Here is a 23,729-nt window from a genome sequence, read left to right on the forward strand (position 1 = left end):
TCCTCGTCATGTCACCGGGCGAACAGGTCGTCCAGCGGACGGGCGCTGTCGAGCAGGCCGGTCTCGACGGTGAGCCGCGCGAGAGGTGCGATCTCGGACGGTCCGGCCTCCGGGTTCCAGCCGGGCAGGCTCACCTCGCCGCTGAGGCCCGGGTCCAGTTTCAGGTAGCCGTCCAGCGCCGCGCGGGCCTCGTCCGGGTGCTCCTCGGCGTACTTCATGGACTCCTTCAGCGCGGCGGTGAAGCGCTTCACGACGTCGGGGTGCTCGGCCGCGTACCGCTCGGAGGTGAACCAGCCGGCGAACGGCAGGCGCGCGCCCATGCTGGCGTAGCTGACCGGCAGCGGCTTGGCGCCCTGCCGTTCGGCGATCGTGATGAACGGCTCACCGACCATCGCGGCGTTCACCTGGCCGTCCTTCAGGGCGGCGGGCATGGTGGGGATGGGCACCTCCACGAGACTGACGTCGCCGCGCTGCAGCCCGTGCTTCTTGAGACTGGAGGCCACCGCGACCTCGTTGATGCCCTTGAGGGTGTTGATCGCGATCTTCTTGCCCTTCAGGTCGGCGACCTTCGCGATCCCGGGGTCGCGGGTCATCAGCTGCCCGGATCCGTCGTCCATCTCGTCGCCGGAGGCGCGGGCCCCGACGGAGACCATCGTCACCGGGACGCCCTTGCTCCGGGCGATGAGGAGGCTGACGATGTTGGAGTAGCCGAACTGGAAGTCGCCGCTGATCACGGCGGGGACGATGGCGGCGCCGCCCTGGGCGTTCTGCGTGGTGATCGTCAGCTTGTGGCGGGCGAACACGCCCTTGCTGACCCCGAGCTTCACCGGGGCGATGTCGATGATGGGGATGACGCCGAGTTTCACCTCCGTCTCGCCGGAGGCGGAGGCCTCGCCGTCATCGGAGCCGCAGCCGGTGAGGGCCGTCAGGGCGAGCGCCGCCGTCGCCGCGAACGCGGTGAACCTCGCGGGGCCCCTCTTGTGGTCACGGTTGGGAAGGAACATTTCGGGACTCCAGGTGTGCGGAGGCGCGCGATGGCGCGGCGGGATCGTCAGGTTCCGGTCAGGGACAGGACGCCGAGTGAGGCGAAATCCGCGGAGATGGTGCGGCCGGGTTGCAGAGCGACCGCGTCGGTGAGTCCGCCGGTCAGGACGATCCAGCCGGACTCGATGGCCATCCCGCGCTCGGCCAGCCCGTTGGCCGCGAGCGCGAGGGCGTTGGCCGGGTGACCCAGGACGGCCGCGCCGGTCGCGGTGTCGACGGTGCGGCCGTCGACGTCCAGGCGGCAGGTCTCCTCCGCCAGGTCCAGGCCGCCGGGTGAGACGGCGCGGCCGGAGACGACGAACCGGGACGCGGAGGCGTTGTCCGCCACCACGTCCGGCAGGTCGAAGGCGAAGCCGCGGTAACGGCTGTCGATGACCTCGAACCCGGCGTGCACGCTCTCGACCGCGCTCATGGCCCGCTCCGCCGTCACGCCGGGGCCGGTCAGCCGCGCGCCCATGGTGAAGGCGATCTCGGGTTCGACGCGCGGATGGATGAGTTCCCCCACGGCCACCGGCTCCCCCGGCGGCAGGGTCATCGCGTCGGTGAGCCAGCCGGTCAGCGGGGCGTCGACCCCCATGCGCCGCTGCTTGGCACGTGAGGTCAGGCCGAGCTTCACCCCGACGATGGTCTGCCCGGCGCGCACCTTGCGGTCCAGCAGAGCGTCCTGGACCCGGTAGGCGGTGCCGAGGTCGAGAGCCGGCCACCGATCGGTGATCTTGCCTCCGTCCTCGCGGCCGCGTTCGCGGCGCAGCAGCTCGCCGACGGTGGTGTCGATCGTCCACTCAGCCATGGCCGCGCTTCCTTCTGTCCGTCTTCTGCACGTGCGGGTAGCTCGTGACGCCCCAACCTAAGACCTGTATTGGTTATATTCAATAGGTCAATACAGATTATTTTCGGAGGCCGCGGGCGCGGCAGGGTGAACGCCCACGTCAGCCCCTCCTCACAGGGCGACCGTGGCCGGTGTGGTCGGCGTCTGAAGGCCCCGGGACCGAGGCCCGCCCGGTCGGCGTCGCGGTTGCCATCGGTCCCATTGGGTATGGGATTGGATCTGCCGGACGCATCGGGCCATAGGGGAGGCCGTGAGGCGGCTGAGGTTATGAAGAATCACCGTTCCGAGCCCTATGGGCCGGAGAACGAGGCTGATCCGGTGGGCCAGTACCTCAACCAGATCGGCAGGACGCCACTGCTGACCGCCGAAGAGGAGGTCGAGCTGGCCAGGCGGATCGAGGCGGGTGTGTACGCGCGCCACCTGCTGGACAGCGGTGAGACGCCGCGTCGTCCGGCCGGGCGTGCGGAACTGGAGGCGGTCGCGCAGGACGGGACGCTGGCCAAGGACCACATGATCCGGGCCAATCTGCGGCTGGTCGTGGCGGCCGCACGCAAGTTCCCCCATCGCGGGCTGTCGTTCCTCGACCTCGTCCAGGAGGGCAATCTCGGGCTGATCCACGCGGTCGAGAAGTTCGACTACGCCAGGGGCTACAAGTTCTCCACCTACGCGATGTGGTGGATCCGGCAGGCCATCGGACGCGGCCTCGCCGAGAAGGCCCGTACGGTGCGGCTGCCCGCGCACGTCATCGAGGACCTGTCCAAGCTCGCACGGATCGAACGCGGGCTGGAGCGGGCGGGCACCGAACCGACCGACGAGCGGGTCGCCGCCGAGGCCGGAGAGTCCGTCGAGAAGATCCTCGCGCTGCGGCGCGTGGGCCGCGACGCCATCAGCCTGGACACGGTGGTCGGCGAGGACGAGGACACCAGGGTCGGCGACCTGATCGCCGACACCAGCGCCGTCGCGGCGCCGGACCTGGTGGAGTTCCAGCAGCTGGCGGAGGAACTGCGGTCGATGGTCGACCGGCTGCCGGCCCGGGAGGCGATGATCCTCACCCTGCGGTACGGCCTCAGCGACGGCCGCCCGCACACCCTCCAGGACATCGCCGACCGCATCGGCCTCACCCGCGAACGGGTCCGCCAGCTCGAGAAGCAGGCACTGGTACAGCTACGCGACCCGCGACACGGTGAGCCGCTGCTCACCTGGGTCGGCTGAGGGGAGCAGATCATGACCGTGAAGTACACGGAGCTCGTGGAGTTCGTCTCCCGTCACGCCGGTGTGGACACCGGCGGAGCACGTGCGGCGGCGGAGGCGACGGTGGCCGCCCTGGCCAACACCCTGGACGAGCCCGAACGCGACCGCTTCATGGACGCTCTGCCAGGGGAGGTCAAGGGCCCCCTTCCGGCCGACGGGCCATCGCGCCGGTCCAGTCAGGGCGAGTTCGTGCGCGCGGTGTCGCAGCTCGCCGACCGGCCGCCGGAGGAGGCGCGCCTGCGCGCGCATGCCGTACTCGCCGCGCTCGCCGACCAGGACCCCGGCCTCATCGCGGACCTGAACGTCCCCGACGACCTGCGCGACCTGTTCACCCCGCCGGCCGCGGGCGGCGGATTGACCGGACCCGGCGGGCACACCGCGCCGCTCACCGCCGACGAGGTCGACGCGGCGCTGACGGCGCTGCCGGAGTGGTCCGGGGACACCCGCGAGCTGCGGCGCACCATCGTCCTGCCGCCGGGTGATCTCGACCGGGTGCTGGAGCGCATCCGCCTCATCCGCGACGAGACCGACCGCGGTCCCGAGATCCGCCGCGGCACCGACGGTGTCGAGCTCGCGGTCCGCACCGCCTCCGTCGGCGCCGTCACGGCCCTGGACATCGACCTCGCCGTCCGGCTCGACGAGCTGATCGACGAGGTGGGCCCCGGCATGGCCTCCCCGTAGGGGCGCGGCCACGACCTGCGGACCGGCCGGCCGGGTGCCCGACATCGCGTCGCGGCCCGGCCCCCGCCGTGGTTCTCACGCCTTCCCCGGCTCCCTCTCCTGAACGAAACGCACGGGAGCGGAGTACTCACTAGTGAGAGTTGAGCGTGAGGAGCCTCATGAGTTATCCACCGCAGGCCGACGCCCGGTACGACATGGGGCGGGACACTGCCCAGTACGGTCTCCGCGACGACGTCCGGTACGGGCTGGGCGATGCGCATGGACCCGGCCTCCTGTCGCCTCCGCCCCCTCGTACGTGGCCGCAGGACGATCCGTTCAGGCAGCCGGCGCCGCCCGACCCGTGGGCGCTGCCCGACTACGACGAGCCGCGCCGCGACCGCAGGGGCGGCCCCGGCCGGGCGGTCGTCGCGGCCGTGCTCGCGGCGCTGCTGGCCGGCGCGCTGGCCGGGGGCGTCGCCGGGCGGGTGACCGCCGGCGGCCCGCTCACGAGCCTGACCCAGTCCACCGCCGGGCCGGTGGACGCCGGGTCCGGCGACCTCAGCGACGTGGCGGCGCGGGTGCAGGCGAGCGTGGTGTCGATCGAGGTGGCGTCGGGGAACGCGCGCGGCACCGGGTCCGGGTTCGTGATCGACCGGCAGGGGCACGTGCTGACCAACGCGCACGTCGTCGAGGACGGCGGGCGGGTCACCGTGGTACTGGCCGACCAGCGCCGCGTCGCGGCGCGCGTGGTGGGCTTCGACACGGCCCTCGACCTGGCGGTGGTGGCGATCCCCGCGAGGCAGAGCCCGGCGCCGCTGGCGTTCGGCCGCTTCGCGGACGTGCGGGTCGGCGACCCCGTCATCGCGCTCGGCTCCCCGCTGGGCCTGCAGGGCACCGTCACCGGCGGCATCGTCAGCGCGCTGAACCGCCAGGTGCGCCTGGGCGAGGGCGGCGCGGGCACCGCCGTGCAGACCGACGCGTCCATCAACCCCGGCAACTCGGGCGGCCCGCTGGTCAACGCGCGCGGGGAGGTCATCGGGGTGAACACGGCGATCGCGACGCTGATGCGCGGCGGGGGCGGCGGAGGCTCGATCGGCATCGGGTTCGCGATCCCCGCGGACCGGGCGCGGGCGGGGGCCCGGCGGCTCCTGCGCTGACCCCGTCGGAACCGCGTGAGCCCGGTACGTGCCCCGCGCCGGCGGGGGTGAGGCCCGTTCCCCGGGCGGGATCTAGAGGGCGAGGCGCCGGGCGTGGCGTCCGAGGAAGGCGACGACCTCGTCCTCGGGCTTGTCCGGGAGGCCCCAGATGATCTCGGTGACGCCGGCCTGCTCCCAGGCCGCCATGTCCTCGGCCGACGGGCGCGCGGCGGCCAGGACGGAGATCTCCGGCCGTCCGGTGCGGCCGGCGTCGTCCCATGCGGCCCGCAGGGCGGTGGCCTTGGGCAGGATGTCCTGCTCGATCGGGGTGGTCATCCAGCCGTCGGCGTTGGCGGCGATCCACGCGAACGTCTTCGGGCCGCCGCCGGCGCCGATCATGAGGGGGATGTGCGGCTGGGCCGGCTTGGGCCAGGCCCAGGACGGGCCGAAGGAGACGAATTCCCCGGCGTAGGACGCCTGCTCCTCCGTCCACAGCGCCCGCATCGCCTCCACGTACTCCCGCAGCACGGTGCGGCGCTTGCCGGCGGGCACGTGGTGGTCGGCGAGCTCGTCGGTGTTCCAGCCGAACCCGGCGCCGATCGTGACGCGGCCGCCCGACAGGTGGTCGAGCGTGGCGATGGCCTTGGCGAGGGTGATCGGGTCCGACTCCACCGGGAGCGCCACGGCCGTGGCGAGCCGGATCGTCGAGGTGACGGTGACCGCGGACGCCAGCGACACCCACGGGTCCAGGGTGCGCATGTAGCGGTCGTCGGGGAGGGATTCGTCGCCCGTTCCGGGATGCGCGGCATCGCGCTTGACCGGGATGTGCGTGTGCTCGGGCACGTAGAACGTGTGGAACCCGTTCTCTTCTGCGGCCTTCGCGGCGGCGGCGGGCGTGATGCCCCTGTCACTGGTGAAGAGCACGATGCCATGGCGCATGGGTCCGATACTAGAACGTGTTCTAAGAGGCGGGCCAGGCGCCTCTCCGCGGGAGGTGGACGCTCGCCCGCTGGAGAACGAAGGCGCTCCCGGTGGCCGGTGGCGCTCGGCGCCCGGGCCTGCCAGTATTCTGGTTACTGGCTAGTCAACAATATGACTATCAAGGTGAGCGCATGCACCCGTTCCGAGCGGCCGCCGAGGCCGGCGACCACGACGCGATCGAGGCCCTGCTGTCCGACGACGTCGTGTTCACGAGCCCGGTCGTCTTCAAGCCGTACTCCGGCAAGCCCATCACCGCGGCGATCCTGCGCGCCGTCCTGCGGGTCTTCACCGACATCCGCTACATCCGGGAGATCAACGACGTGGGCGGCCGTGACCACGCCCTGCTCTTCGAGGCCGGGGTCGGCGAGCTGACGATCACCGGCTGCGACTTCCTGAGGATGAACGACGACGGCCTGATCGAGGACCTGACGGTCATGGTCCGGCCGCTGTCGGCGGCCAAGGCGCTCGCCGCGGCCATGGCCGTGGAGTTCGAACGGGCCGAGCGCGAGGTCGCCGCCGACTGAGCCGGGGGCCGGGACAGGGTGATCGTCCGGCCGTTCCGGGGGGCGGTCATGCGGAGATGACCGGGATCGCTGAGGTCGGGGGCATCTTTGGCAAATGATTGATCACGGTCGCGGATGTGCCTAGATTGGCAGCGTCCATGTCCAGCCCCGCTGAAGGAGCAAGCCTTGTCCCTGCGAACCAAGCCACCGTTTCGGGCCGACCACGTCGGCAGTCTTCTGCGTCCGTCCGAGCTTCTGGCCGCGCGGGAGGATCACGCGCAGGGCCGCATCGACGCCGCCCGGCTCGCCGAGATCGAGGACGCCGCCATCCGTGACGTGGTGCGGCTGCAGGGTGAGGCCGGGCTGCGGTCGGCCACCGACGGGGAGTTCCGCCGCACCTCGTGGCACATGGACTTCATCTACCAGCTCGGCGGGATCAGCCCGGCCGACGAGAAGATCAAGGTGCGGTTCCACAGCGACGCCGGGGACATCGAGTTCACCACGGCGGCGCTGAGCGTGCACGACAAGGTCCGGCTGGAGCACACGATCTTCGCGGATCACTTCTCGTACCTGCAGAGCGTCGCCGGGGACGGGGTGACGCCGAAGCTGACGATCCCGTCGCCGAACATGGTCCACTACCGGGGCGGCCCGGCGTCGATCGACCCGAAGGTCTATCCGGACATCGAGGAGTTCTGGGACGACCTGGCCGCCGCCTACGCCGAGCAGGTGCGCCGGCTGGGCGAGCTGGGCTGCCGGTACCTGCAGCTCGACGACACCAGCCTCGCCTACCTCAACGACCCGGCACAGCGGGCCATGATCTCCGAGCGCGGGGACGACGCCGAGCACCTGCACCTGCGCTACATCCGGCAGATCAACGCCGCGCTGGCCGGGCGGCCCGAAGGCATGAACGTCACCACCCACATGTGCCGGGGCAACTTCCGGTCGTCCTGGACGGCCGAGGGCGGCTACGACTTCGTCGCCGAGGCCCTGTTCAGCGAGCTGAACGTGGACGGGTTCTTCCTCGAGTTCGACGATGAGCGCTCCGGCGGCTTCGAGCCGCTCCGGTTCGTCCCCCCGGGCAAGATGGTCGTGCTGGGCCTGGTGACGACCAAGCGCGGCGAACTGGAGTCCAAGGACGACCTGAAGCGCCGCATCGACGAGGCGTCGCGGCACGTCCCGCTGGAGCAGCTCTGCCTGTCGCCGCAGTGCGGGTTCTCCTCCACGGTGGAGGGCAACGTGCTGACCGCCGAGCAGCAGGCGGCGAAGCTCCGCCTCATCGCCGAGACCGCCGAGGACGTCTGGGGCTGAGCATTCCCGGTGGGCCGGTTCCCGGGTGGACGACGCCGGTCGGCGCGACGCGCCGGCCGGCGTTCCTCGTCGCCGACGAGACCACCGCACGCTGACCATCCGGTTAACGGCGGGTGAAGTTATCTCCCTCGTGACCGAGCATGATCGGTGGGCGGCAGTAGGCTCGCCGCGGACGGGTGCAGGTCAGGAGAGGAATCGGGTCATTGAGCGGGATCAGTGTCGGGCAGGCCATCGTTCTCGGCATCGTGGAGGGCCTGACCGAGTTCCTCCCGGTGTCCTCGACCGGCCATCTGAAGATCACCGAGGGCCTGATGGGCGTCCCGGTGGAGGACCGCGCGGTGATCGGGTTCACCGCCGTCATCCAGACCGGGGCGATCGCGGCGGTACTGGTGTACTTCTTCTCCGACATCGTTCGCATCGTCAGGGCCTGGGGACGCGGCATCGCCGACAAGGACGAGCGGTACCACCACGACTACAAGTTCGGCTGGTGGGTCATCTACGCCACGATCCCCGTCGTCATCGTCGGGGTCGCCGCCGACGACCTCATCCACGGCCCGCTGGCCTCGCTGTGGGTGGTCGCGGGGTCGCTGATCGGCGGCAGCGTCGTGATGTGGCTCGCCGACCGGTACGGCAGGCACAAGCGCGGTGAGGACGACACGTCCCTCAGCGACGCGATGCTGATCGGCGGCTCACAGATCCTCGCGATGCTGTTCCCCGGCTTCTCCCGCTCCGGGGCGACCATTTCGACCGGTCTCCTGCTGGGCCTGGACCGCGTCGCCGCGACCAGGCTGTCGTTCTTCATGGGCATCCCGGCGCTGACCGGCGCGGGCATCTACGAGCTGCCCAGCGCGCTGACGTCGGGTGCCGGCGCCCTCCCGCTGATCGTCGGGACCGCCGTGTCGTTCATCGTGGCCTACGCGTCCATCGCCTGGCTTCTCAAGTTCGTGGCCGGCCACAGCTTCACCTCCTTCGTGGTCTACCGGGTCGTCATCGGCCTGCTGCTCTTCGCCCTCCTCGGCGCGGGGACGTTGCACGCCTGAGGCTCCCCGGGGTATGCGGGGACTGGGCCGTCCGGAACCCGGAAACTCATCGGGCGGGTCGCGGCGGGCGGGATCGGCGTGGGAGGACGACCTCCGCCGGGGCGGGGTCGGTGTGCAGGAGTTTCACCAGGTGGGCGCGGCGGTCCAGAACCGCCCGCTGGTTGACGTAGCCCTTGTCGGTGATCTCGCCGTGGGCCAGGGACGCCTGCTCGTCCAGCACGAGGAGCCGGACGACCCGGCGGGACGTGCCGGTAGCGCCGTCGTTCAGCCGGCGCAGCGCGTCGCCGAGGGCGGCGCGTACCTCGGCTTCTGTGGAGGTGCGCGTCCTGGCCGGATTCAACCAGACGAGCGCGCCGACGCGGTCGGTGTCGTGGCCGGTGAGCACGGCGTCGGAGACGAGACCGCCGCAGGCGCTCAGCAGCGCCGACTTCAGCGTGCCGACGCTGACCCAGGTACCGCTCGAAGTCTTGAAGTCCTCGCTGATCCTGCCGTCGAACACCAGGCCCTTGCCGGGGTCGTCGTCGTCCACCGGCCGGACGGCGTCGCCGGTGCGGTAGTAGCCCTCGTCGTCGAACGCCTCCCGTGTCCGGACCGGGTCGTCGAGGTAGCCGGGCGTGACGGACGGTCCCTTCACCCGGATCTCCAGCTTCGGGCCGACCGGCGCCAGCTTGACGGAGACGCCGGGGATCGGGACGCCGATGCAGTCGCTGCGGCCGGACGCGAAGTACGCCGACGTCGCGGCGGGCGCGGTCTCGGTCGCGCCCCACGACGTCGTCATCGGCGCGGACGACCCGGCGGACGCGGCGACCTCGGCGATGCCGTCCCACACCTGCTGCGGCAGTGCGGCGGCGGCGTAGAACACGTAGCGCATCCGGGAGAAGAACGCCCGGGCGAACTCCGGGTCGGACTCAAGGCGGGGCAGCAGCGAGGCGTACCCGGCGGGCACGTTGAAGTACACGGTCGGGCGCACGTCGGCGAGGTTGCGGACGGTGCGCTCCGCCAGTTCCGGCGGGCCGGGCTTGCCGTCGTCGACGTAGAGGGTGCCGCCGTTGGCGATGGCGAGGCCCATGTTGTGGTTGCCGCCGAACGTGTGGCTCCACGGCAGCCAGTCGAGCAGGACGGGCGGTTCCTCGGCGAGGAACGGCCAGGTCTGGCGGAGCATCTGCTGGTTGGCGCACAGCATCCGGTGCGTGTTCACCACGCCCTTGGGGCGGCCCGTCGATCCAGAGGTGAAAAGGATCTTGGCGACGGTGTCCGGGCCGACGCGGGCGAAGTGCTCGTCCACCTGGGCGGTGGGTTCGGTCGCGGCCCACTCCCGGAAGCCGTCGCGTCCGCTGAGGGGCGTTCCGCCGGCCCCGTTCAGGGCGGTGGCGGCGGTCAGCGCGGAGGCGTAGGCACCGGGATCGTCGGCGAACACCACGGCGGGTCTGGTCAGCGCGGCCATGTCGCGGAGTTTGACGTGGTCGGCGTCCAGGAGCGAGTAGGCGGTGCTGACGGGGACGACGGGCGACCCGGCCGTGTAGCAGGCGAGGGTCAGCAGGAGGTGCTCGACGGAGTTGCCGGACAGGACCATCACGGGACGGCCGGACGCGCCGTGGTCGAGCAGCGCCTGCGCGAGGCCGTCCGCCATGCGCCGCGCCTGGCCGTAGGTGACGCGCCGCCAGCCCCCGCCGTCGGCGTCGGCTCGGCCGTCGCGGTCGGCGACGAGGAGCCGGTCGGGGTGGGCGTCGGCGGCGTCGCGGAACAGATGCGCCATGCTCGCGGCGTGCGGTTCGAGCGGCAGCGCGGATTCCAGGACGATCGAGCCGTCATCGCGCCGTTCGGCGAGCGTCCTCGGTGTGGCGAACAGTTCCATCACTCACCTCGGTTCGCGGTGGGGAGTGACACGCGCCACCCCGGACGACCTCGGCAAGAAGTTATACAGATTGCTTGAGCAGCGTCAATAGATTGTCGAACCTTGCTGGACGGCCGCGGCGGTCCGGCCACCGGCCCCGCGACCACCCCTCCGAGGGCGCGGAGCCGGTGACGGAAACCCGGAACCCGGGTCAGCGGGTGTGGGTCGAGGCGCTGCGGTAGTCGGTGTAGGTGTAGGGGTTGTCGAGGACCTTCGTCTCGGGGACGTCCGGGTTCATGCCGGCCGCCCATTCCTGCTCGCCCATCGACGAGCGCAGGTACTCGACCGTCGACTCGACCTCGCGGCGGGCGGCGGCGAGGTCGGCGTCCACCAGGCGGTGGTCGTGCTTGACGACGCGCCCGTCCACGATCACGGTGTGGACGTCGCCGCGCTGCGCCTGGAACGCGACGTGACCGTAGGGGTTGAGGAGCGGGAACGACACCGGCGAATGGTCGTTCTTGATCAGGACGACGTCGGCCTTCTTGCCGGGTTGGAGGCTGCCGAGATCGTCGCGGCCGAGCGTCCGGGCTCCGCCGCGCGTGGCCCACTCGACGACCTGGTCGGCGCGCAGGCTGCAGTGCGTGACGGTCTCGCCCTTGTTGTGCGCCTCAAGGTGCATGCGGCAGCGGTCGGCGCCGAGCGTGGTCCGCATGGCGGAGAACAGGTCGCCGCTCCACCAGACGCTCGTGTCCATCGACAGCGACACCGGGATGTCGTGGGCGCGCAGGACCCAGGTGGGCGGGTAGCCCTGCCCGGCGCTCTGCTCGCTCTCGGTGGAGACCGAGATGGACCCGCCGGTGGCGGCGATGCGGTGGTAGGAGTCGGCGGACAGGGACGCGGCGTGCACGTACACCGTCTCGGGTGTCATGAACCCGTGGTCGTGCATGAGCTTGATGCCGTCGTCGCTGGTCGCGCCCCACACGCCGGCGTGGGTGGTGACGGGGGCGCCCAGTTCCCGGGCGACCTCGAAGGCGGGCTTCTCCGGGAAGGACGGGTCGCCGGTCACGTCGAACGCGATCTGGAAGCCGAGCAGGTCGCCGCCGATGAGCCTGGCGGCGAAGTCGCGGAACTCCGGCGTCCCGGTCCACTCCGCGGGCGGCGCCTGGATGTTGCCGTAGGCGAGGACGAACCGTCCGGGCACCGAGCGCAGCGCGTCCACGGCGGCGTCGGCGTGGTCGAGGGTCTGCAGGCCGTGCGACCAGTCGACGACCGTGGTGACGCCGGCCTCGATGGCCTCCAGGGCGGCGAGCACGTTGCCCGCGTGGACGTCGTCGGGACGGAACCGCTTCCCGTGCTCCAGGTAGTACCAGACGAAGTACTGGGTCAGCGTCCAGTCGGCGCCGTAGCCGCGCATGGCGGTCTGCCACATGTGCCGGTGGGTGTCGATCATCCCGGGCATCACGATGCCGTCGGTCGCGTCGATCTCGGCGGTCCCGTCCGGGACCTGGAGGTCCGGGCCCACCGCGGTGATCTTGTCTCCGGTGATGAGGACGTCGGCGCGGTCGAGGACCTCGCGCCCGTCGGTCATCGGCAGGACCGTGCCGCCGCGCAGCACCACGGGGCGGCCCGGCCCGAACTCGCTCGTCGTGTTCGGCATCGCTTGCACTCCTCGTCCTCGGGACGCTCTACCGGCTCGCCGCCCCTCTGGAGCGGCCACGGACTGATGTCCGCTCTACGGTCAAACCTGCATGGGGCCACTCTTCCCATCGGTAGTCAAAGTGTCAACCACTTGACCAGGTTCGATATCGGCATGGCAGAATCGAGGAGGCGGACGAACGTCCGCTCAACGGACGAGTGAGGGAGCCGGATGACGGACGACACCGCGCGCGAAGGGCCGGGCCGTCCCCTGTCGGGGGTGCTCGTGGCGGACTTCTCCCGGATCCTGGCCGGGCCCTACGCGACGATGCTGTTGGCCGACCTGGGCGCCGAAGTGATCAAGGTGGAGGGCCCGAAGGGCGACGACACCCGCTCCTGGACGCCGCCCGCGCGCGGCGACGCGTCGACCTACTATCTCGGCATCAACCGGGGCAAGCGCTCGATCGCCCTCGACCTGCGGGACGAGGAGGACGCCGCGGCGGGCCGCGAGCTGGCCCGCCGCGCGGACGTCCTGATCGAGAACTTCAAGCCGGGCGGCCTCGCCAGGTTCGGGCTCGACTACGACTCCGTCCGCGCCGCCAACCCCGGCGTCATCTACAGCTCGATAACCGGCTTCGGGTCGGGGGCGGGACGCGACGTCCCCGGCTACGACCTGATGGTGCAGGCGATCTCCGGGCTGATGAGCCTGACCGGCGACCCGGACGGTCCGCCGTACCGGGCGGGGATCTCGGTGTTCGACGTGATGGCGGGCAACCACGCCGCGATCGGCATCCTGGCGGCGCTGCGGCACCGCGACGCGACCGGCGACGGCCAGCACGTCGAGGTGAACCTGCTGTCGTCGGCGCTGACGGGCCTGGTCAACCACAGCTCCGCCTATGTCGCCGGCGACACCGTCCCCTACCGGATGGGCAACGCGCACCCGAGCGTGTTCCCCTACGAGCCGCTGCCGACCGCCGACAACGACCTGATCATCACGGCGGCCAACGACGGCCAGTTCCGCAAGCTGTGCGAGGTCCTCGGCATCCCGGACGTCCCGGACGACCCGCGGTTCGCGACCAACGCCGGCCGGACGGCCAACCGCGCGGAGCTGCGCCCGATCCTGGTGGAGCGGCTGACCCGGCGCGGCGCCGTCGAGTGGTTCGAGCTGCTGGTGGAGGCGGGCGTGCCGAGCGGGCCGATCAACACGATCGACGGCGGGTTCGCGATGGCCGAGCGCTTCGAGCTGGACCCGGTCGTCGTGGTCGGCGAGGGCGATCGAGCCGTGCCGACGACCCGGCACCCCATACGCTTCTCCCGGACGCCCGTGACGTACCGGCTGCCGCCGCCCGGACTGGACGAGCACGGCGCCGAACTGCGCAAGTGGCTGGCCGAGCCGCGGCGGGACGAGCCCCGGGAGGACGGCCGTGGCTGAACGCCCCGAGTATCCGACGGCGCTGGGCGCGTCCAGCCGCGAGACGATCACGCTGCTGGGGCACGATCTCGCGAAGGACGTGATGGGCGAGGTCGGGTTCGGCGAGCTGGCGTTCTGGCTCGCGACGCAGCGGCGGCCGGAGCCGGGCGAGACGCGCGTGTTCGAGGCCGTCCTCGCCGCGCTCGCCGACCACGGCTTCACCCCGACCGCGATCGTCACCCGGCTGACGTACCTGTCGGCGCCCGACTCGGTGCAGGGCGCCCTCGCCGCCGGGCTGCTCGGCGGCGGGTCCCGGTTCCTGGGCGTCACCGAGGACACGGGCCGCTTCCTGAACGACGTCCTGACCTCGGTGGCCGGCGATCCGCCGTCCGGCCTGCCGACGGACGACGAAGGATGGGACGCGGTGGCGCTGCGGACCGTCCGGGCGGAACGCGAGGCGAAGCGATTCGTCCCGGGCCTGGGCCATCACGTGCACAAGGACGGCGACCCGCGCACTCCCCGGCTGATGCAGATCGCCGCCGAGGAGGGCCTGTTCGGGCCGCACCTGTCGCTGTTCGCCGCGATCGGCCGCGTCCACCCCGAGGTGCTGGGCAAGAGGCTGCCGCTGAACGGCGCCGGGGTGTGCGGCGCCGCCCTCGCCGACCTCGGGCTGCCGCTGGAGCTGCTGCGCGGGTTCGCGCTGCTCGCCCGCACCGCCGGGCTGATCGGGCAGCTCGCCGAGGAGCTACGCCGCCCCGTCGGCAACGAGATCTTCCTATCGGTGGACCTCAACAACCGGTCCGTCGCCCCCGACCCCTACACCCCCGGAGACCGTCATGGCTGAACTGGTCGCTGTGATCGCTTCGACCCACCATCCCTTCTACTACCGTGCGAGCACCGCGACCGGCGAGGACCGTCCCGGCTTCGCGGACGAATGGGTCCGCAAGGTCGAGGCGTTCCGCGAGACGCTCACCAGGGCCCGGCCGGACGTCCTGGTGATGGTCGGCTCCGACCACTTCCACCAGCTGTGGCTGGACAACATGCCGCAGTTCCTCATCGGCAAGGCGCCCTTCTACGACGCGAACTGGTACAACGAGGAACGCGAGTTCGGGCTCCCCAGGATGCTGATGAAGGGGCAGGAGGACCTGTCGGCGTACATGCTGCGCGAGGGCCTGGACGCGGGGTTCGACCTGGCGTTCTCCAACGAGCTGCGCATCGACCACTCGATCACGTGCCCGATCATCACGCTGCGCCCGCAGAACGACCTGCCGATCGTCCCCGTCTACACCAACATCTTCGCGCCGCCGCTGCCGCGGCCGAAGCGGTTCGTCCAGCTCGGGAAGACGATCCGGGAGCTGGTGGAGTCGTGGCCCGGAGACCGGCGGGTCGCGGTCATCGGCACCGGGCACCTGTCGCTGGAGCTGGGCGGCCCGCGCCAGTTCGGCCCGCACGGCCCCGACCCGGAGTTCGACGCGAAGGCCGTGGAGTGGATCTCGTCCGGCGACATCGAGGGCTGCCTGTCGGAGGTGACGCTCGACAGCCTGCACGCGCCCGGCAACGCCACCCACGGGTTCATGGACTTCATGCTGATGATGGGCGTCGCGGGCGAGGGCCGGAAGGCCGACTACGTCGACACCTACGACCTGTTCCACACGATGGAGGCCTACTTCACCTGGTACCCGAACGGAGCGGCCAAGTGAGCAAGTACCTGCTGGACAAGTTCCTCTACACCGTCGACCGCGACCCCGGCCTCGTCGAGCGCTACCGGGACGAGCCGGAGGCGACCGTGGCGTGGTGGGAGGAGGAACAGGCCAACCGCATCATCAACTGCCACGGCGGCGAGTCGAGCACCTGGCTGCGCTTCGACGACGCCGAGCGCGCCGCGCTCACCGGGCACGACTACCCGAAGCTGTTCGAGCTGGGCGCCCACCCGTTCCTGACGCTCACGCTGTTCATCGCGATGTTCGAACGCGACTACGACGAGCCGCTCGGGTTCCAGCTCGAGTACGCGCGGCGGCTCTCGCACTTCACGCTCCCCTACCCCGACATCGCGACCTGAGCCGTGCGCGCCGCAGAGATTCGCGAGGCCGGGCGTCCTCCGCTGGTGGACGACCGGAACGCGCCCGTGCCGGCGGACGGCGAGGTGCTCGTGGACGTCCTCGCCGCGCCCATCACCCCGCTCGACCTGCTGTGCGCGACCGGGACGTCCTACTTCGGGAGGCCGGCGACGCCGTACGTGCCGGGCGTCCAGGGCGTCGGGACGTCCGCCGGACGGACCGTCTGGTTCCCGACCCCCGCCGGGATGGCGCCGGGCGACGGCAGCATGGCCGAGGTCGCGGCCGTGCCGGAGGCGGCGCTCGTCGAGCTGCCGGACGGCGCCGACCCCGTCCTCGTGGCCGCGCTCGGGCTGTCGGCGGTCGCCGCGCACATGGCGCTGACCTGGCGCGGCGGGCTGACCGCCGGGGAGCAGGTCATCGTGCTCGGCGCGGGCGGCGTCGTCGGCCAGGCCGCCGTCCAGCTCGCCCGGACGGCGGGCGCGCGGCGGATCATCGCCGGGGCGCGGTCACCGGCCGCGATGGAGCGGGCGGAACGGGCGGGGGCGGACGCGGTCGTCGCGCTCGACACCGGCGACGTCGCCGAGCTGGCCCGCCGGTTCGCCGGTGCCGCGGACGGGCCCGCCGACCTGGTGCTCGACCCGCTGTTCGGTGCCCCGGCGGCGGCCGCGGCCCGGACCCTGGGCCCCGGCGGGCGGCTCGTCAACCTCGGCGGCTCGGCGGGCGAGACCAGCCCGATCGACTCCGCCACCCTTCGCGGGAAGTCTCTGCGGCTGCTCGGCTTCACCAACAACGAGCTGACCGCGGAGCAGCGCGCGGAGGCGGTCGCGTTCGTCGCCGCGCGGGCCGCGTCCGGGAGGCTGACGGTCGCGCACGAGACCGTCCCGCTGGAGGACGCGGCGGCGGCGTGGCGGCGTCAGGGCGAGGGGACCGCGGAGGGGCGGATCGTCCTCACCCCGCGGCCGGCCGGGTGACCTGCGGGACGGTCTCCAGCCGCGCGAAGTCGGCGCTGATCTCCCCCGCCGTGTGCAGCAGCAGCGGCAGGTGCTCCTCCAGGAGCCGCTCGACGGGCGTCTCGGCGGCGTGGGTGTTGACGTTGATGCCCGCGATGACCTTTCCGGAGCCGTCCCGCAGCGGCGCCGCCACCGAGCGGATGCCGCGCGCGAGCTGCTCGTCGGTCATCGCCCATCCGCGCGCGCGGACCTCGCGCAGCTCCGCGTCGCGGTCCTGCTTGGACAGGTGGACGCGCGGCTCCAGGCCGGAGCGGGTCGGCTCGGCGAGGATCCGGTCGACCTCCGCCGGGTCGAGCGAGGCGAGCTGGACCTTGCCGAGCGACGTCTGCAGGGCCGGGAACCGCGTCCCGATCTGCACCGCCAGCGCGACGATCTTCGGGACGGCGACGCGGGCGACGTACACGATGTCGGACCCGTCGAGCTGCGCGATCGAGCACGACTCGTTCGTCCGCGCGACGAGCCGCTCCATGTGCGGGCGCGCCACGTCCCACAGCCCCATCGACCGGACGTAGGACACGCCGAGGTCGAGGACCCGCGGGGTGAGGGCGTATCCTCCGTCGTCGGCGCGCACGTAGCCGAGTTCGCGGAGGGTGAGCAGGATGCGGCGGGCGGTCGGCCGGGCGAGGCCGGTGGCCTCGGCGACCTGCGCCAGCGACATCACGGGGCGCCGCGCCTCGAAGGCGGTGATGACGTCGAGGCCCCGGGCCAGCGCCTCGATGAAATCCGGTCCGGTGCCTTCCCGTGGCATCGATCATCCCCTGCCGTCAACAACGCGGCCGTCCGCACGCGCCCGTCAGGTGTCCATCATACGGACAACTGACCGGCTCGTGGGCGGCGGCACCCCGGGGCAGGGACAGAAGCGGGTCAGGGGTAGAAGCGGGTCAGGGGTAGAAGCGGAAGACCGGCTGCAGGACGCAGGCCGGCTTGTCCCCGTTCTCGATCTCGACGACGAGGTCGGGGGTGACCTGGACGCCGCCGGCGACGTCGGCCACGTCCGCGAGCGTCCCCGACAGCCGGATGCGCGCACCGGCCGGGACGGGGGCGGGGAACCGGGCCTTGTTCAGGCCGTAGTTCACCTTGGTCGTGACGCCGGTGACGTCCAGCAGCTCGTCCCACAGCGGGATGACCAGGGACAGCGTCAGGTACCCGTGCGCGATCGGACCGCCGAACGGGCCGTCCTTCGCCCGCTCGGGGTCGACGTGGATCCACTGGTGGTCACCGGTGGCGTCGGCGAAGGTGTCGATGCGGGCCTGATCCACCTCCAGCCACCGGCTTGAGCCGAGCGACCCGCCGGCCAGGCTCTTCAGATCCTCGAACGCGACCGTCGTGCTCATTTCGTCTCCTTGGTGCCGAGGCGCAGGGCGCGGACGGCGTTGTCCTTGAGGATCTTGGGCTGGACGTGCGGCTTGATCTCCAGCTTCGCGAAGTCGGCCCGCCACCGGTCCGGGGTGATGACGGGGTAGTCGGAGCCGAACAGCACCTTGTCCTGAAGGAGGCTGTTGGCGTATCGGACGAGCTGCGGCGGGAAGTACTTCGGCGACCAGCCGGACAGGTCGATGTAGACGTTCGGCTTGTGCGTGGCGACGGCGAGGGCCTCGTCCTGCCAGGGGAACGACGGATGCGCCAGGATGATCGTCAGGTCGGGGACGTCGACGGCGACGTCGTCCAGCAGCATCGGGTTCGACAGGCCGAGCCGGACGCCCCCGCCGCCCGGCATGCCCGCGCCGATGCCCGTCTGCCCGGTGTGGAACAGGGCCGGGACGCCGTGCTCCGCGGCGACCTCCAGCAGCGGGTACGCGCTGCGGTCGTTGGGCGCGAAGCCCTGCAGGGACGGGTGGAACTTGATCCCGCGGACGCCGCGTTCCTCGACCAGGCGGCGGAACGTCCGCGCGCCGGCGCGTCCCTTGGCCGGGTCGATGCTGGCGAAGGGGATGAGGACATCGGGATGCTCGGCGGCGGCGTCCGCGATCTCCTCGTTCGACAGCGCGGGATGGCCGGTGGCGCTCTCGATGTCGACGGTGAACACGACGGCCGCCATGCGCCGCTCGCGGTAGTAGGAGGCGATCTCGTGGATGCCGGGCGTGCGGTGCCCTCCGCCGAAGTACTTCGCGGATGCGTCGAGGTACTCGCCGGGCAGCGACAGGTGGCCGTGCCGGTCGGTCTCGACGTGGACGTGCACGTCGATGGCCTCCAGGGCGTCCAGGTCGAGGCGGGTCACCGGGACGGCTCCGGTTCCGGCGCCTCGGGGAGGTTCTCCCCCACGCTCTGCTCGTGCCCGGCGAAGATCGTCGGCCAGGCGGCGGCGATGTCGCCGGCGCTCCAGCCGCCGTCCCGGTAGGCGGCGACGGCCTGGGTGGGGTGCGTCCACAGCGACAGCCGGTCGCCGCCGACGCCGACGGCCTGCCCGGTGATGCCGGACGCCGCGTCGGAGGCGAGGAACGCGACGAGCCCGGCGGCGTCCTCCGGGGTACCGAAGGCCAGGGCGCGGCGGGCGAACGGCGGCATCTCCCGTCCCTGCCGCATCGCCTCCGCGAACGGGGCGAGCGCGGGGATCGTCTCGGTCATCGCGGTCGCCGCCACGGGGACGACCGCGTTGACGGTGACGTTCGCGCGGGCCAGCTCCATCGCCCAGGTGCGGGCGAACCCGACGATCCCGGCCTTGGCCGCCGAGTAGTTGGTCTGGCCGAAGTTGCCGCGCTGCCCGGCCGGGGAGCCGACAAGGATGAGCCGGCCGCCCTCGCCCTGCTCGCGGAGCCGCACCGCCGCCGCGCGGGCGCAGGTGAACGTGCCCTTGAGGTGGACCTGGACGACGGTGTCGAAGTCGTCGTCGGTCATCTTCCACAGGACCCTGTCGCGGAGGACGCCGGCGTTGGTCACCATCACGTCGAGGCGGCCGAACTCGTCCACGGCTCGTCCGACCAGGCCTTCGGCGGCCTCGGACGTGCCGACCGCGGCGACGTGCGCGACGGCCCGCCCGCCGGAGTCGTTGATCTGCTCGGCCGCGGCCTCGGCGGTGGCCGCGTCCGCGTCGTTGACGACGACGGCCGCGCCCGCGCGGGCGAGCTCCCCGGCGTAGGCGAGGCCGAGACCTCGCCCGCCGCCGGTGACCACCGCCACCTTCCCGTTCAGCTCCATTGCCACCCTTCCTGGTCCGGTCGTCCCCCGTGGCCTAGAAATTAGATTCAAAGTTGTCGTGCGTCAAGAATTAATCGAATAACCTGGGTCACAGCGGTGGTCCGCGGGTCATGGTGTGATGGCTGCCGACGAGTCCGCGGGCGGGGTCGAGACCACCGGACGGGACCACCGCGAACGCAGGACCACGAGAACGACGAGAGGACGGGGCATGACCGCCGAGCAGGACGCGTCCCAGAACGCGCGGCCGCGCCCGCGCGCTCCGCAGCAGCTGCTGTTCAGCTTCCTCGGCTCGGTCGTCCTCGACCGCGGGTATCCGCCGATCAGCTCCCGGGTCTTCCTGCACCTGCTCGGCGACCTCGGGGTCGCGGAGGCCGCGGGACGCGCCACGCTCGCCCGGATGACGCGCAAGGGACTGCTCACCCGGGTCCGGGAGGGACGCACCGCCCGGTTCTTCCTCAGCCCGTGGGCGGAGGACCTGCTCCGCGAGGCCAAGCCCCGGGTCGACTCGCCGGCGCCGTTCACCCACCCGAACGGGGAATGGACGCTGCTCAGCTACTCCATGCCGGAGAGCCGCCGCGACCTGCGCCACCAGATCCGCGCCCGGCTGATCTGGGCCGGCTTCGGCGGCCTGCGGGACGGGCTGTGGATCGCGCCCGGCCGCGTCGACATCGCAACCGTCTTCGAAGGCCCCGAGTTCGCCGAGATGGCGGAACTGGCCGACGGGTTCTACTCCGTGCCGGTGGAGGGCACCGACGTGCCGAAGCTCCTGCACCGGGCGTGGGACGTGGACGCCATCCGCGCCGAGCACGAGTCGTTCCTCGCCACCTGGACACCGGACCGCCGGCAGACGGGCCGCCCCCTGACCCGCCTCACCCTCCTCGGCGCCGACTGGCTGCAACTGCTCCGCACCGACCCCGGCCTGCCCGCCGAGCACCTCCCGGACGACTGGCCCGCCGCGAAGTCCACCGCCCTGTACCGGGAACGGTTCGACGCGCTCGAACCGGACGCGACCGACCAGTTGCGCAAGCTCCTGGACGCCGACGCCGGCCGGCGCTGACCGGGGGCTCCCTCACTCCCGTGCGGCGCGACCGCGCCGCACGGGCTGAACCCGGGCGGCGGCGAGGACGTACCTCTGGCGACGAGCACCAACCGGACCCCCGGGTCCCGGCCCCCGGACTCCCGGACCCACCGACGAAACGGTCGGACGCCGCCCCCGGCCGAGCGGACGTCCCCGCACGCGAGGAGCACCTTTCGTGTCATCGGACTCGATCGATCCGAGCATGCTGCGCAAGAACGCGCACAGCCCGTCCTTCTTCGCCCTCCAGCGGGCCTCGTCGGGACGGCAGGACCTGGTCGACTTCTGCATCCCCTGCAACCCGTACTTCCCGACGCCCGGGATGTTCTCCCAGCTCGCGGGCGCGATGGAGCAGATCCTGAAGTACTACCCCAGCGATGCCGACACGATCACCGCCGAGCTGTGCGCGGTGCTCGGGCACAACCCGCAGACGGTGGTGATGGGCAACGGATCGACAGAGCTGATCACCTGGATCGACCATCTGCTGGTCCGCGAGAGCCTCGCCACGCCGATCCCGACATTCGGGCGCTGGACGGACCAGCCGCTGGAGACCGGCAAGCGCGTCGACATGTTCCAGCTCCACGAGATGCGCGGCTTCGAGTTCGACGTCGACGCGTTCGTGCACTTCGTCCGCACCCGCGGGTCGCGGGTCGCCGTCATCTGCAACCCCAACAACCCCGACGGCGGCTACGTCCCGCGCCGCGAGGTCGTCCGGCTGCTGGACCTGCTGATCGATCTGGACCTGGTCGTGGTGGACGAGTCGTTCCTGGACTTCGTGGACGCCGAGGCGCACACCAGCGTCGCCGACGAGGCCCGCATCCGGCCCAACGTGATCGTCCTGAAGAGCCTCGGCAAGAACTTCGGCCTGCACGGCATCAGGTTCGGCTACATGGTCGCGAACCCGGGGCTGGCGCATATGGTCCGGGCGGCGCTGCCGAAATGGAACCTGAACTCCTTCGCCGAGGTCGTGGTGTTCCTGCTCCGCGAGCACGGCGTGGAGTACCGGGAGAGCCTCCGGCTGCTGGCCCGCGACCGGATGCTGATGGCGCAGCAGCTCGCGGCGCTGCCGGGGCTGAAGGTCTTCCCGTCCCAGGGCAACTTCATCATGGTCAAGCTTCCGGACGGCAGGGACGGCGTCGCGCTGCGCGACCACCTCATCTCCCACCACGGGGTGTTCATCCGCGAGTGCGGCAACAAGCTGGGGTCGACGAGCCGGTTCGTGCGGCTGGTCGTCCGGCCGCAGCAGGACGTGCAGCGGCTGCTGATCGGCCTCGGCTCCTACCTCTACGGCGCCGCGTCGGAGGCGCCGCCCGACAACGTCGTGTCGCCCGGGCACGGCTGGGGGGAGACCGCGCGGCCGGGCGGCGATCAGGACATGGCGGCCGCGAGCCGCTTCGCCGAAACGCCCCATCCGGAACCCCTCCCCCATGAGGATTTCCGGGCGGCCATTTAGGGAATGGCCGAAAAAGGAGAAGACGAGTAAGTCCATCGGGTGATCTAGCCGGAGGCACCGGCCGCGTCCTACGTTGGCAGCGTTGCCATTCGCACGCGCCCGTACACGGCGCGTTCCGACCCGACCTCCGGAGAGGATCCAATGGAGAATCCGCACGTCATCGACCCCACCGGCGGCGACATCCAAGGGGAGGCCGCCAAACTGCGGGAAAGGGGGAAGGTGACGCCCGTGGAACTCCCCGGCGGCGTGGCCGCGTGGGCGGTGACCGGCCAGGAAGAACTCAAGCAGCTGCTCGCCGATCCGATGGTGTCCAAGAACCCGAACCTGCACTGGACCAAATGGATCAACGGCGAGATTCCGCCGGACTGGCCGCTGTCGCTGTGGGTGTCGGTGCAGAACATGTTCACCGCCTACGGCGACGACCACCGCCGGCTGCGCACCATCATCTCCCGGGCGTTCACCCCGCGGCGCACCGAGGCCCTCCGGCCCGACGTGGAGCAGATCACCCGCGACCTGGTCGACCGGCTGGCCGCGTCCCCCGGCGGCCGCGCCGACCTGCGCGAGGAGTTCGCCTACCCGCTGCCGATCGAGGTGATCTGCCGGCTGTTCGGCCTCCCGGACGAGTCGCGTCCGAGCCTGCGCCGCTGCGTCGACGGCATCTTCAACACGGCGCTGACGGCCGAGGAGGCCCTCGCCAACCAGCAGGAGATGTACGGCATCCTGCAGGACTTCGTCGAGTTCCGGCGCCGCGAGCCCGCCGACGACCTGGCCGGCGTGCTGATCTCCACGCGGGACGACGAGGGCTCGCGGCTCAGCGAGACCGAACTGGTCGACACGCTGATCCTGATGATCTCCGCCGGTCACGAGACCACGGTGAACCTGCTCGACCAGGCGATCCTGGCGCTGCTGACGCATCCCGAGCAGTACGCCCGGGTCCGGTCCGGCGAGGTGCCGTGGGACGAGGTGATCGAGGAGACGCTGCGCTGGCAGGCGCCCGTCGCGAACCTGCCGCTGCGCTACGCCGTGGACGACATCGACGTCGGCGGCGTGACGATCGGCAAGGGCGAGGCGATCCTCGCGGCGTACGCGGCGGCGGGACGCGACCGCGCCCTGCACGGGGACGACGCCGACCGGTTCGACATCGACCGCGCCGACAAGGAGCACGTTTCGTTCGGGTACGGCGTGCACTTCTGCGTCGGGAAGCATCTCGCGCGGATGGAGGCCGAGATCTCCCTCCCGGCGCTATTCGGCCGCTTCCCCGATATGTCCCTCGCCGTCGACCCGGCGGAACTGCGTCCGGTGGAATCGTTCATCTCCAACGGTCATCGCGAACTGCCCGTCGACCTGAATTCCTGAGCCCGGCACCG

At 71.6% G+C, this 23,729-nt stretch carries 23 protein-coding genes; 14 read left to right on the top strand and 9 right to left on the bottom strand.

The features are described from left to right. Nucleotides 1-11 precede the first annotated feature (11 nt). Both ACTWPP_RS39570 and ACTWPP_RS39575 read right to left on the bottom strand, forming a co-directional pair. Nucleotides 12-1,004 carry an ABC transporter substrate-binding protein gene (locus tag ACTWPP_RS39570; RefSeq protein WP_443109591.1) on the bottom strand — a complete coding sequence of 331 codons (993 nt, stop codon included), beginning with the start codon at nucleotides 1,002-1,004 and terminating at the stop codon, nucleotides 12-14. A 47-nt stretch (nucleotides 1,005-1,051) separates the two neighbouring features. After that, nucleotides 1,052-1,834 carry a 2-keto-4-pentenoate hydratase gene (locus ACTWPP_RS39575; RefSeq protein ID WP_443109592.1) on the bottom strand — a complete coding sequence of 261 codons (783 nt, stop codon included), beginning with the start codon at nucleotides 1,832-1,834 and terminating at the stop codon, nucleotides 1,052-1,054. A 357-nt stretch (nucleotides 1,835-2,191) separates the two neighbouring features. Between ACTWPP_RS39575 and ACTWPP_RS39580 the strand changes: the two genes are divergently transcribed. The 3 genes from ACTWPP_RS39580 (at nucleotide 2,192) to ACTWPP_RS39590 (ending at nucleotide 4,941) form a co-directional block, all read left to right on the top strand. Further along, the gene (locus ACTWPP_RS39580) at nucleotides 2,192-3,085 is read left to right on the top strand and encodes a sigma-70 family RNA polymerase sigma factor (protein ID WP_443109593.1); all 894 of its coding nucleotides are present in this window, start codon (nucleotides 2,192-2,194) and stop codon (nucleotides 3,083-3,085) included. 12 nt (nucleotides 3,086-3,097) lie between these two features. Then, the gene (locus tag ACTWPP_RS39585) at nucleotides 3,098-3,805 is read left to right on the top strand and encodes a DUF2267 domain-containing protein (RefSeq protein WP_443109594.1); all 708 of its coding nucleotides are present in this window, start codon (nucleotides 3,098-3,100) and stop codon (nucleotides 3,803-3,805) included. A 158-nt stretch (nucleotides 3,806-3,963) separates the two neighbouring features. Next, nucleotides 3,964-4,941, top strand: coding sequence for a S1C family serine protease (locus ACTWPP_RS39590; RefSeq protein WP_443109595.1), 978 nt, complete (start codon nucleotides 3,964-3,966; stop codon nucleotides 4,939-4,941). A gap of 72 nt (nucleotides 4,942-5,013) precedes the next feature. Here the strand turns inward: ACTWPP_RS39590 and ACTWPP_RS39595 are convergent, their stop codons facing one another. Beyond that, complete coding sequence (locus ACTWPP_RS39595; protein WP_443109596.1) at nucleotides 5,014-5,859, bottom strand: LLM class F420-dependent oxidoreductase; 846 nt, start codon at nucleotides 5,857-5,859, stop codon at nucleotides 5,014-5,016. Between the two features lie 173 nt (nucleotides 5,860-6,032). Between ACTWPP_RS39595 and ACTWPP_RS39600 the strand changes: the two genes are divergently transcribed. The 3 genes from ACTWPP_RS39600 to ACTWPP_RS39610 all read left to right on the top strand — a co-directional run bounded on the left by ACTWPP_RS39600 (nucleotide 6,033) and on the right by ACTWPP_RS39610 (nucleotide 8,752). After that, entirely contained in the window at nucleotides 6,033-6,425 is a 393-nt protein-coding gene (locus ACTWPP_RS39600; RefSeq protein ID WP_443109597.1) for a nuclear transport factor 2 family protein, read from the top strand. A gap of 165 nt (nucleotides 6,426-6,590) precedes the next feature. Next, nucleotides 6,591-7,712, top strand: a complete 1,122-nt coding sequence (locus ACTWPP_RS39605) for a 5-methyltetrahydropteroyltriglutamate--homocysteine S-methyltransferase (RefSeq protein ID WP_443109598.1) — start codon at nucleotides 6,591-6,593, stop codon at nucleotides 7,710-7,712. A gap of 203 nt (nucleotides 7,713-7,915) precedes the next feature. Further along, entirely contained in the window at nucleotides 7,916-8,752 is an 837-nt protein-coding gene (locus ACTWPP_RS39610; RefSeq protein ID WP_443109599.1) for an undecaprenyl-diphosphate phosphatase, read from the top strand. Nucleotides 8,753-8,798: 46 nt separating this feature from the next. Here ACTWPP_RS39610 and ACTWPP_RS39615 read toward each other — a convergent pair whose 3' ends face one another. Next, nucleotides 8,799-10,607, bottom strand: coding sequence for a feruloyl-CoA synthase (locus tag ACTWPP_RS39615; RefSeq protein ID WP_443109600.1), 1,809 nt, complete (start codon nucleotides 10,605-10,607; stop codon nucleotides 8,799-8,801). Nucleotides 10,608-10,797: 190 nt separating this feature from the next. Further along, nucleotides 10,798-12,243 carry an amidohydrolase family protein gene (locus ACTWPP_RS39620; protein WP_443109601.1) on the bottom strand — a complete coding sequence of 482 codons (1,446 nt, stop codon included), beginning with the start codon at nucleotides 12,241-12,243 and terminating at the stop codon, nucleotides 10,798-10,800. Nucleotides 12,244-12,453: 210 nt separating this feature from the next. Between ACTWPP_RS39620 and ACTWPP_RS39625 the strand changes: the two genes are divergently transcribed. The 5 genes from ACTWPP_RS39625 to ACTWPP_RS39645 are packed head-to-tail and all read left to right on the top strand — an operon-like array spanning nucleotide 12,454 to nucleotide 16,660. Continuing rightward, entirely contained in the window at nucleotides 12,454-13,653 is a 1,200-nt protein-coding gene (locus ACTWPP_RS39625; protein ID WP_443109602.1) for a CaiB/BaiF CoA transferase family protein, read from the top strand. Next, a complete protein-coding gene (locus ACTWPP_RS39630) occupies nucleotides 13,646-14,476 on the top strand; it encodes a citryl-CoA lyase (RefSeq protein WP_443109603.1) in 831 nt (276 codons plus the stop codon). The genes ACTWPP_RS39625 and ACTWPP_RS39630 overlap by 8 nt, the downstream gene beginning before the upstream one ends. Then, entirely contained in the window at nucleotides 14,469-15,332 is an 864-nt protein-coding gene (locus ACTWPP_RS39635) for an extradiol ring-cleavage dioxygenase (protein ID WP_443109604.1), read from the top strand. Before ACTWPP_RS39630 ends, ACTWPP_RS39635 begins: the two co-directional genes overlap by 8 nt. Further along, complete coding sequence (locus ACTWPP_RS39640; protein ID WP_443109606.1) at nucleotides 15,329-15,691, top strand: hypothetical protein; 363 nt, start codon at nucleotides 15,329-15,331, stop codon at nucleotides 15,689-15,691. Before ACTWPP_RS39635 ends, ACTWPP_RS39640 begins: the two co-directional genes overlap by 4 nt. Before the next feature lie 45 nt (nucleotides 15,692-15,736). After that, the gene (locus ACTWPP_RS39645; RefSeq protein WP_443109607.1) at nucleotides 15,737-16,660 is read left to right on the top strand and encodes a quinone oxidoreductase family protein; all 924 of its coding nucleotides are present in this window, start codon (nucleotides 15,737-15,739) and stop codon (nucleotides 16,658-16,660) included. Here ACTWPP_RS39645 and ACTWPP_RS39650 read toward each other — a convergent pair. The 4 genes from ACTWPP_RS39650 to ACTWPP_RS39665 all read right to left on the bottom strand — a co-directional run bounded on the left by ACTWPP_RS39650 (nucleotide 16,638) and on the right by ACTWPP_RS39665 (nucleotide 19,834). Continuing rightward, nucleotides 16,638-17,447, bottom strand: a complete 810-nt coding sequence (locus ACTWPP_RS39650; protein WP_443109608.1) for an IclR family transcriptional regulator domain-containing protein — start codon at nucleotides 17,445-17,447, stop codon at nucleotides 16,638-16,640. The genes ACTWPP_RS39645 and ACTWPP_RS39650 overlap by 23 nt on opposite strands. A gap of 133 nt (nucleotides 17,448-17,580) precedes the next feature. Then, nucleotides 17,581-18,033: a MaoC family dehydratase gene (locus ACTWPP_RS39655; protein WP_443109609.1), complete on the bottom strand. Its 453-nt coding sequence runs from the start codon at nucleotides 18,031-18,033 to the stop codon at nucleotides 17,581-17,583. Beyond that, entirely contained in the window at nucleotides 18,030-18,917 is an 888-nt protein-coding gene (locus ACTWPP_RS39660) for an amidohydrolase family protein (protein ID WP_443109610.1), read from the bottom strand. Before ACTWPP_RS39660 ends, ACTWPP_RS39655 begins: the two co-directional genes overlap by 4 nt. Further along, nucleotides 18,914-19,834, bottom strand: coding sequence for an SDR family NAD(P)-dependent oxidoreductase (locus ACTWPP_RS39665; RefSeq protein WP_443109611.1), 921 nt, complete (start codon nucleotides 19,832-19,834; stop codon nucleotides 18,914-18,916). Before ACTWPP_RS39665 ends, ACTWPP_RS39660 begins: the two co-directional genes overlap by 4 nt. Before the next feature lie 208 nt (nucleotides 19,835-20,042). Here ACTWPP_RS39665 and ACTWPP_RS39670 point away from each other — a divergent pair, with 208 nt between their 5' ends. From ACTWPP_RS39670 to ACTWPP_RS39680, 3 genes are all read left to right on the top strand, one after another. Continuing rightward, entirely contained in the window at nucleotides 20,043-20,891 is an 849-nt protein-coding gene (locus ACTWPP_RS39670) for a PaaX family transcriptional regulator (protein ID WP_443109612.1), read from the top strand. Nucleotides 20,892-21,087: 196 nt separating this feature from the next. Beyond that, complete coding sequence (locus ACTWPP_RS39675; RefSeq protein WP_443109613.1) at nucleotides 21,088-22,362, top strand: pyridoxal phosphate-dependent aminotransferase; 1,275 nt, start codon at nucleotides 21,088-21,090, stop codon at nucleotides 22,360-22,362. Between the two features lie 141 nt (nucleotides 22,363-22,503). Then, nucleotides 22,504-23,718, top strand: coding sequence for a cytochrome P450 family protein (locus tag ACTWPP_RS39680; protein WP_443109614.1), 1,215 nt, complete (start codon nucleotides 22,504-22,506; stop codon nucleotides 23,716-23,718). Nucleotides 23,719-23,729: the final 11 nt, after the last annotated feature.

Origin of the sequence: Actinomadura sp. 3N407 (assembly GCF_052245875.1) — a bacterium.
Taxonomy (GTDB): Bacteria; Actinomycetota; Actinomycetes; order Streptosporangiales; family Streptosporangiaceae; genus Spirillospora.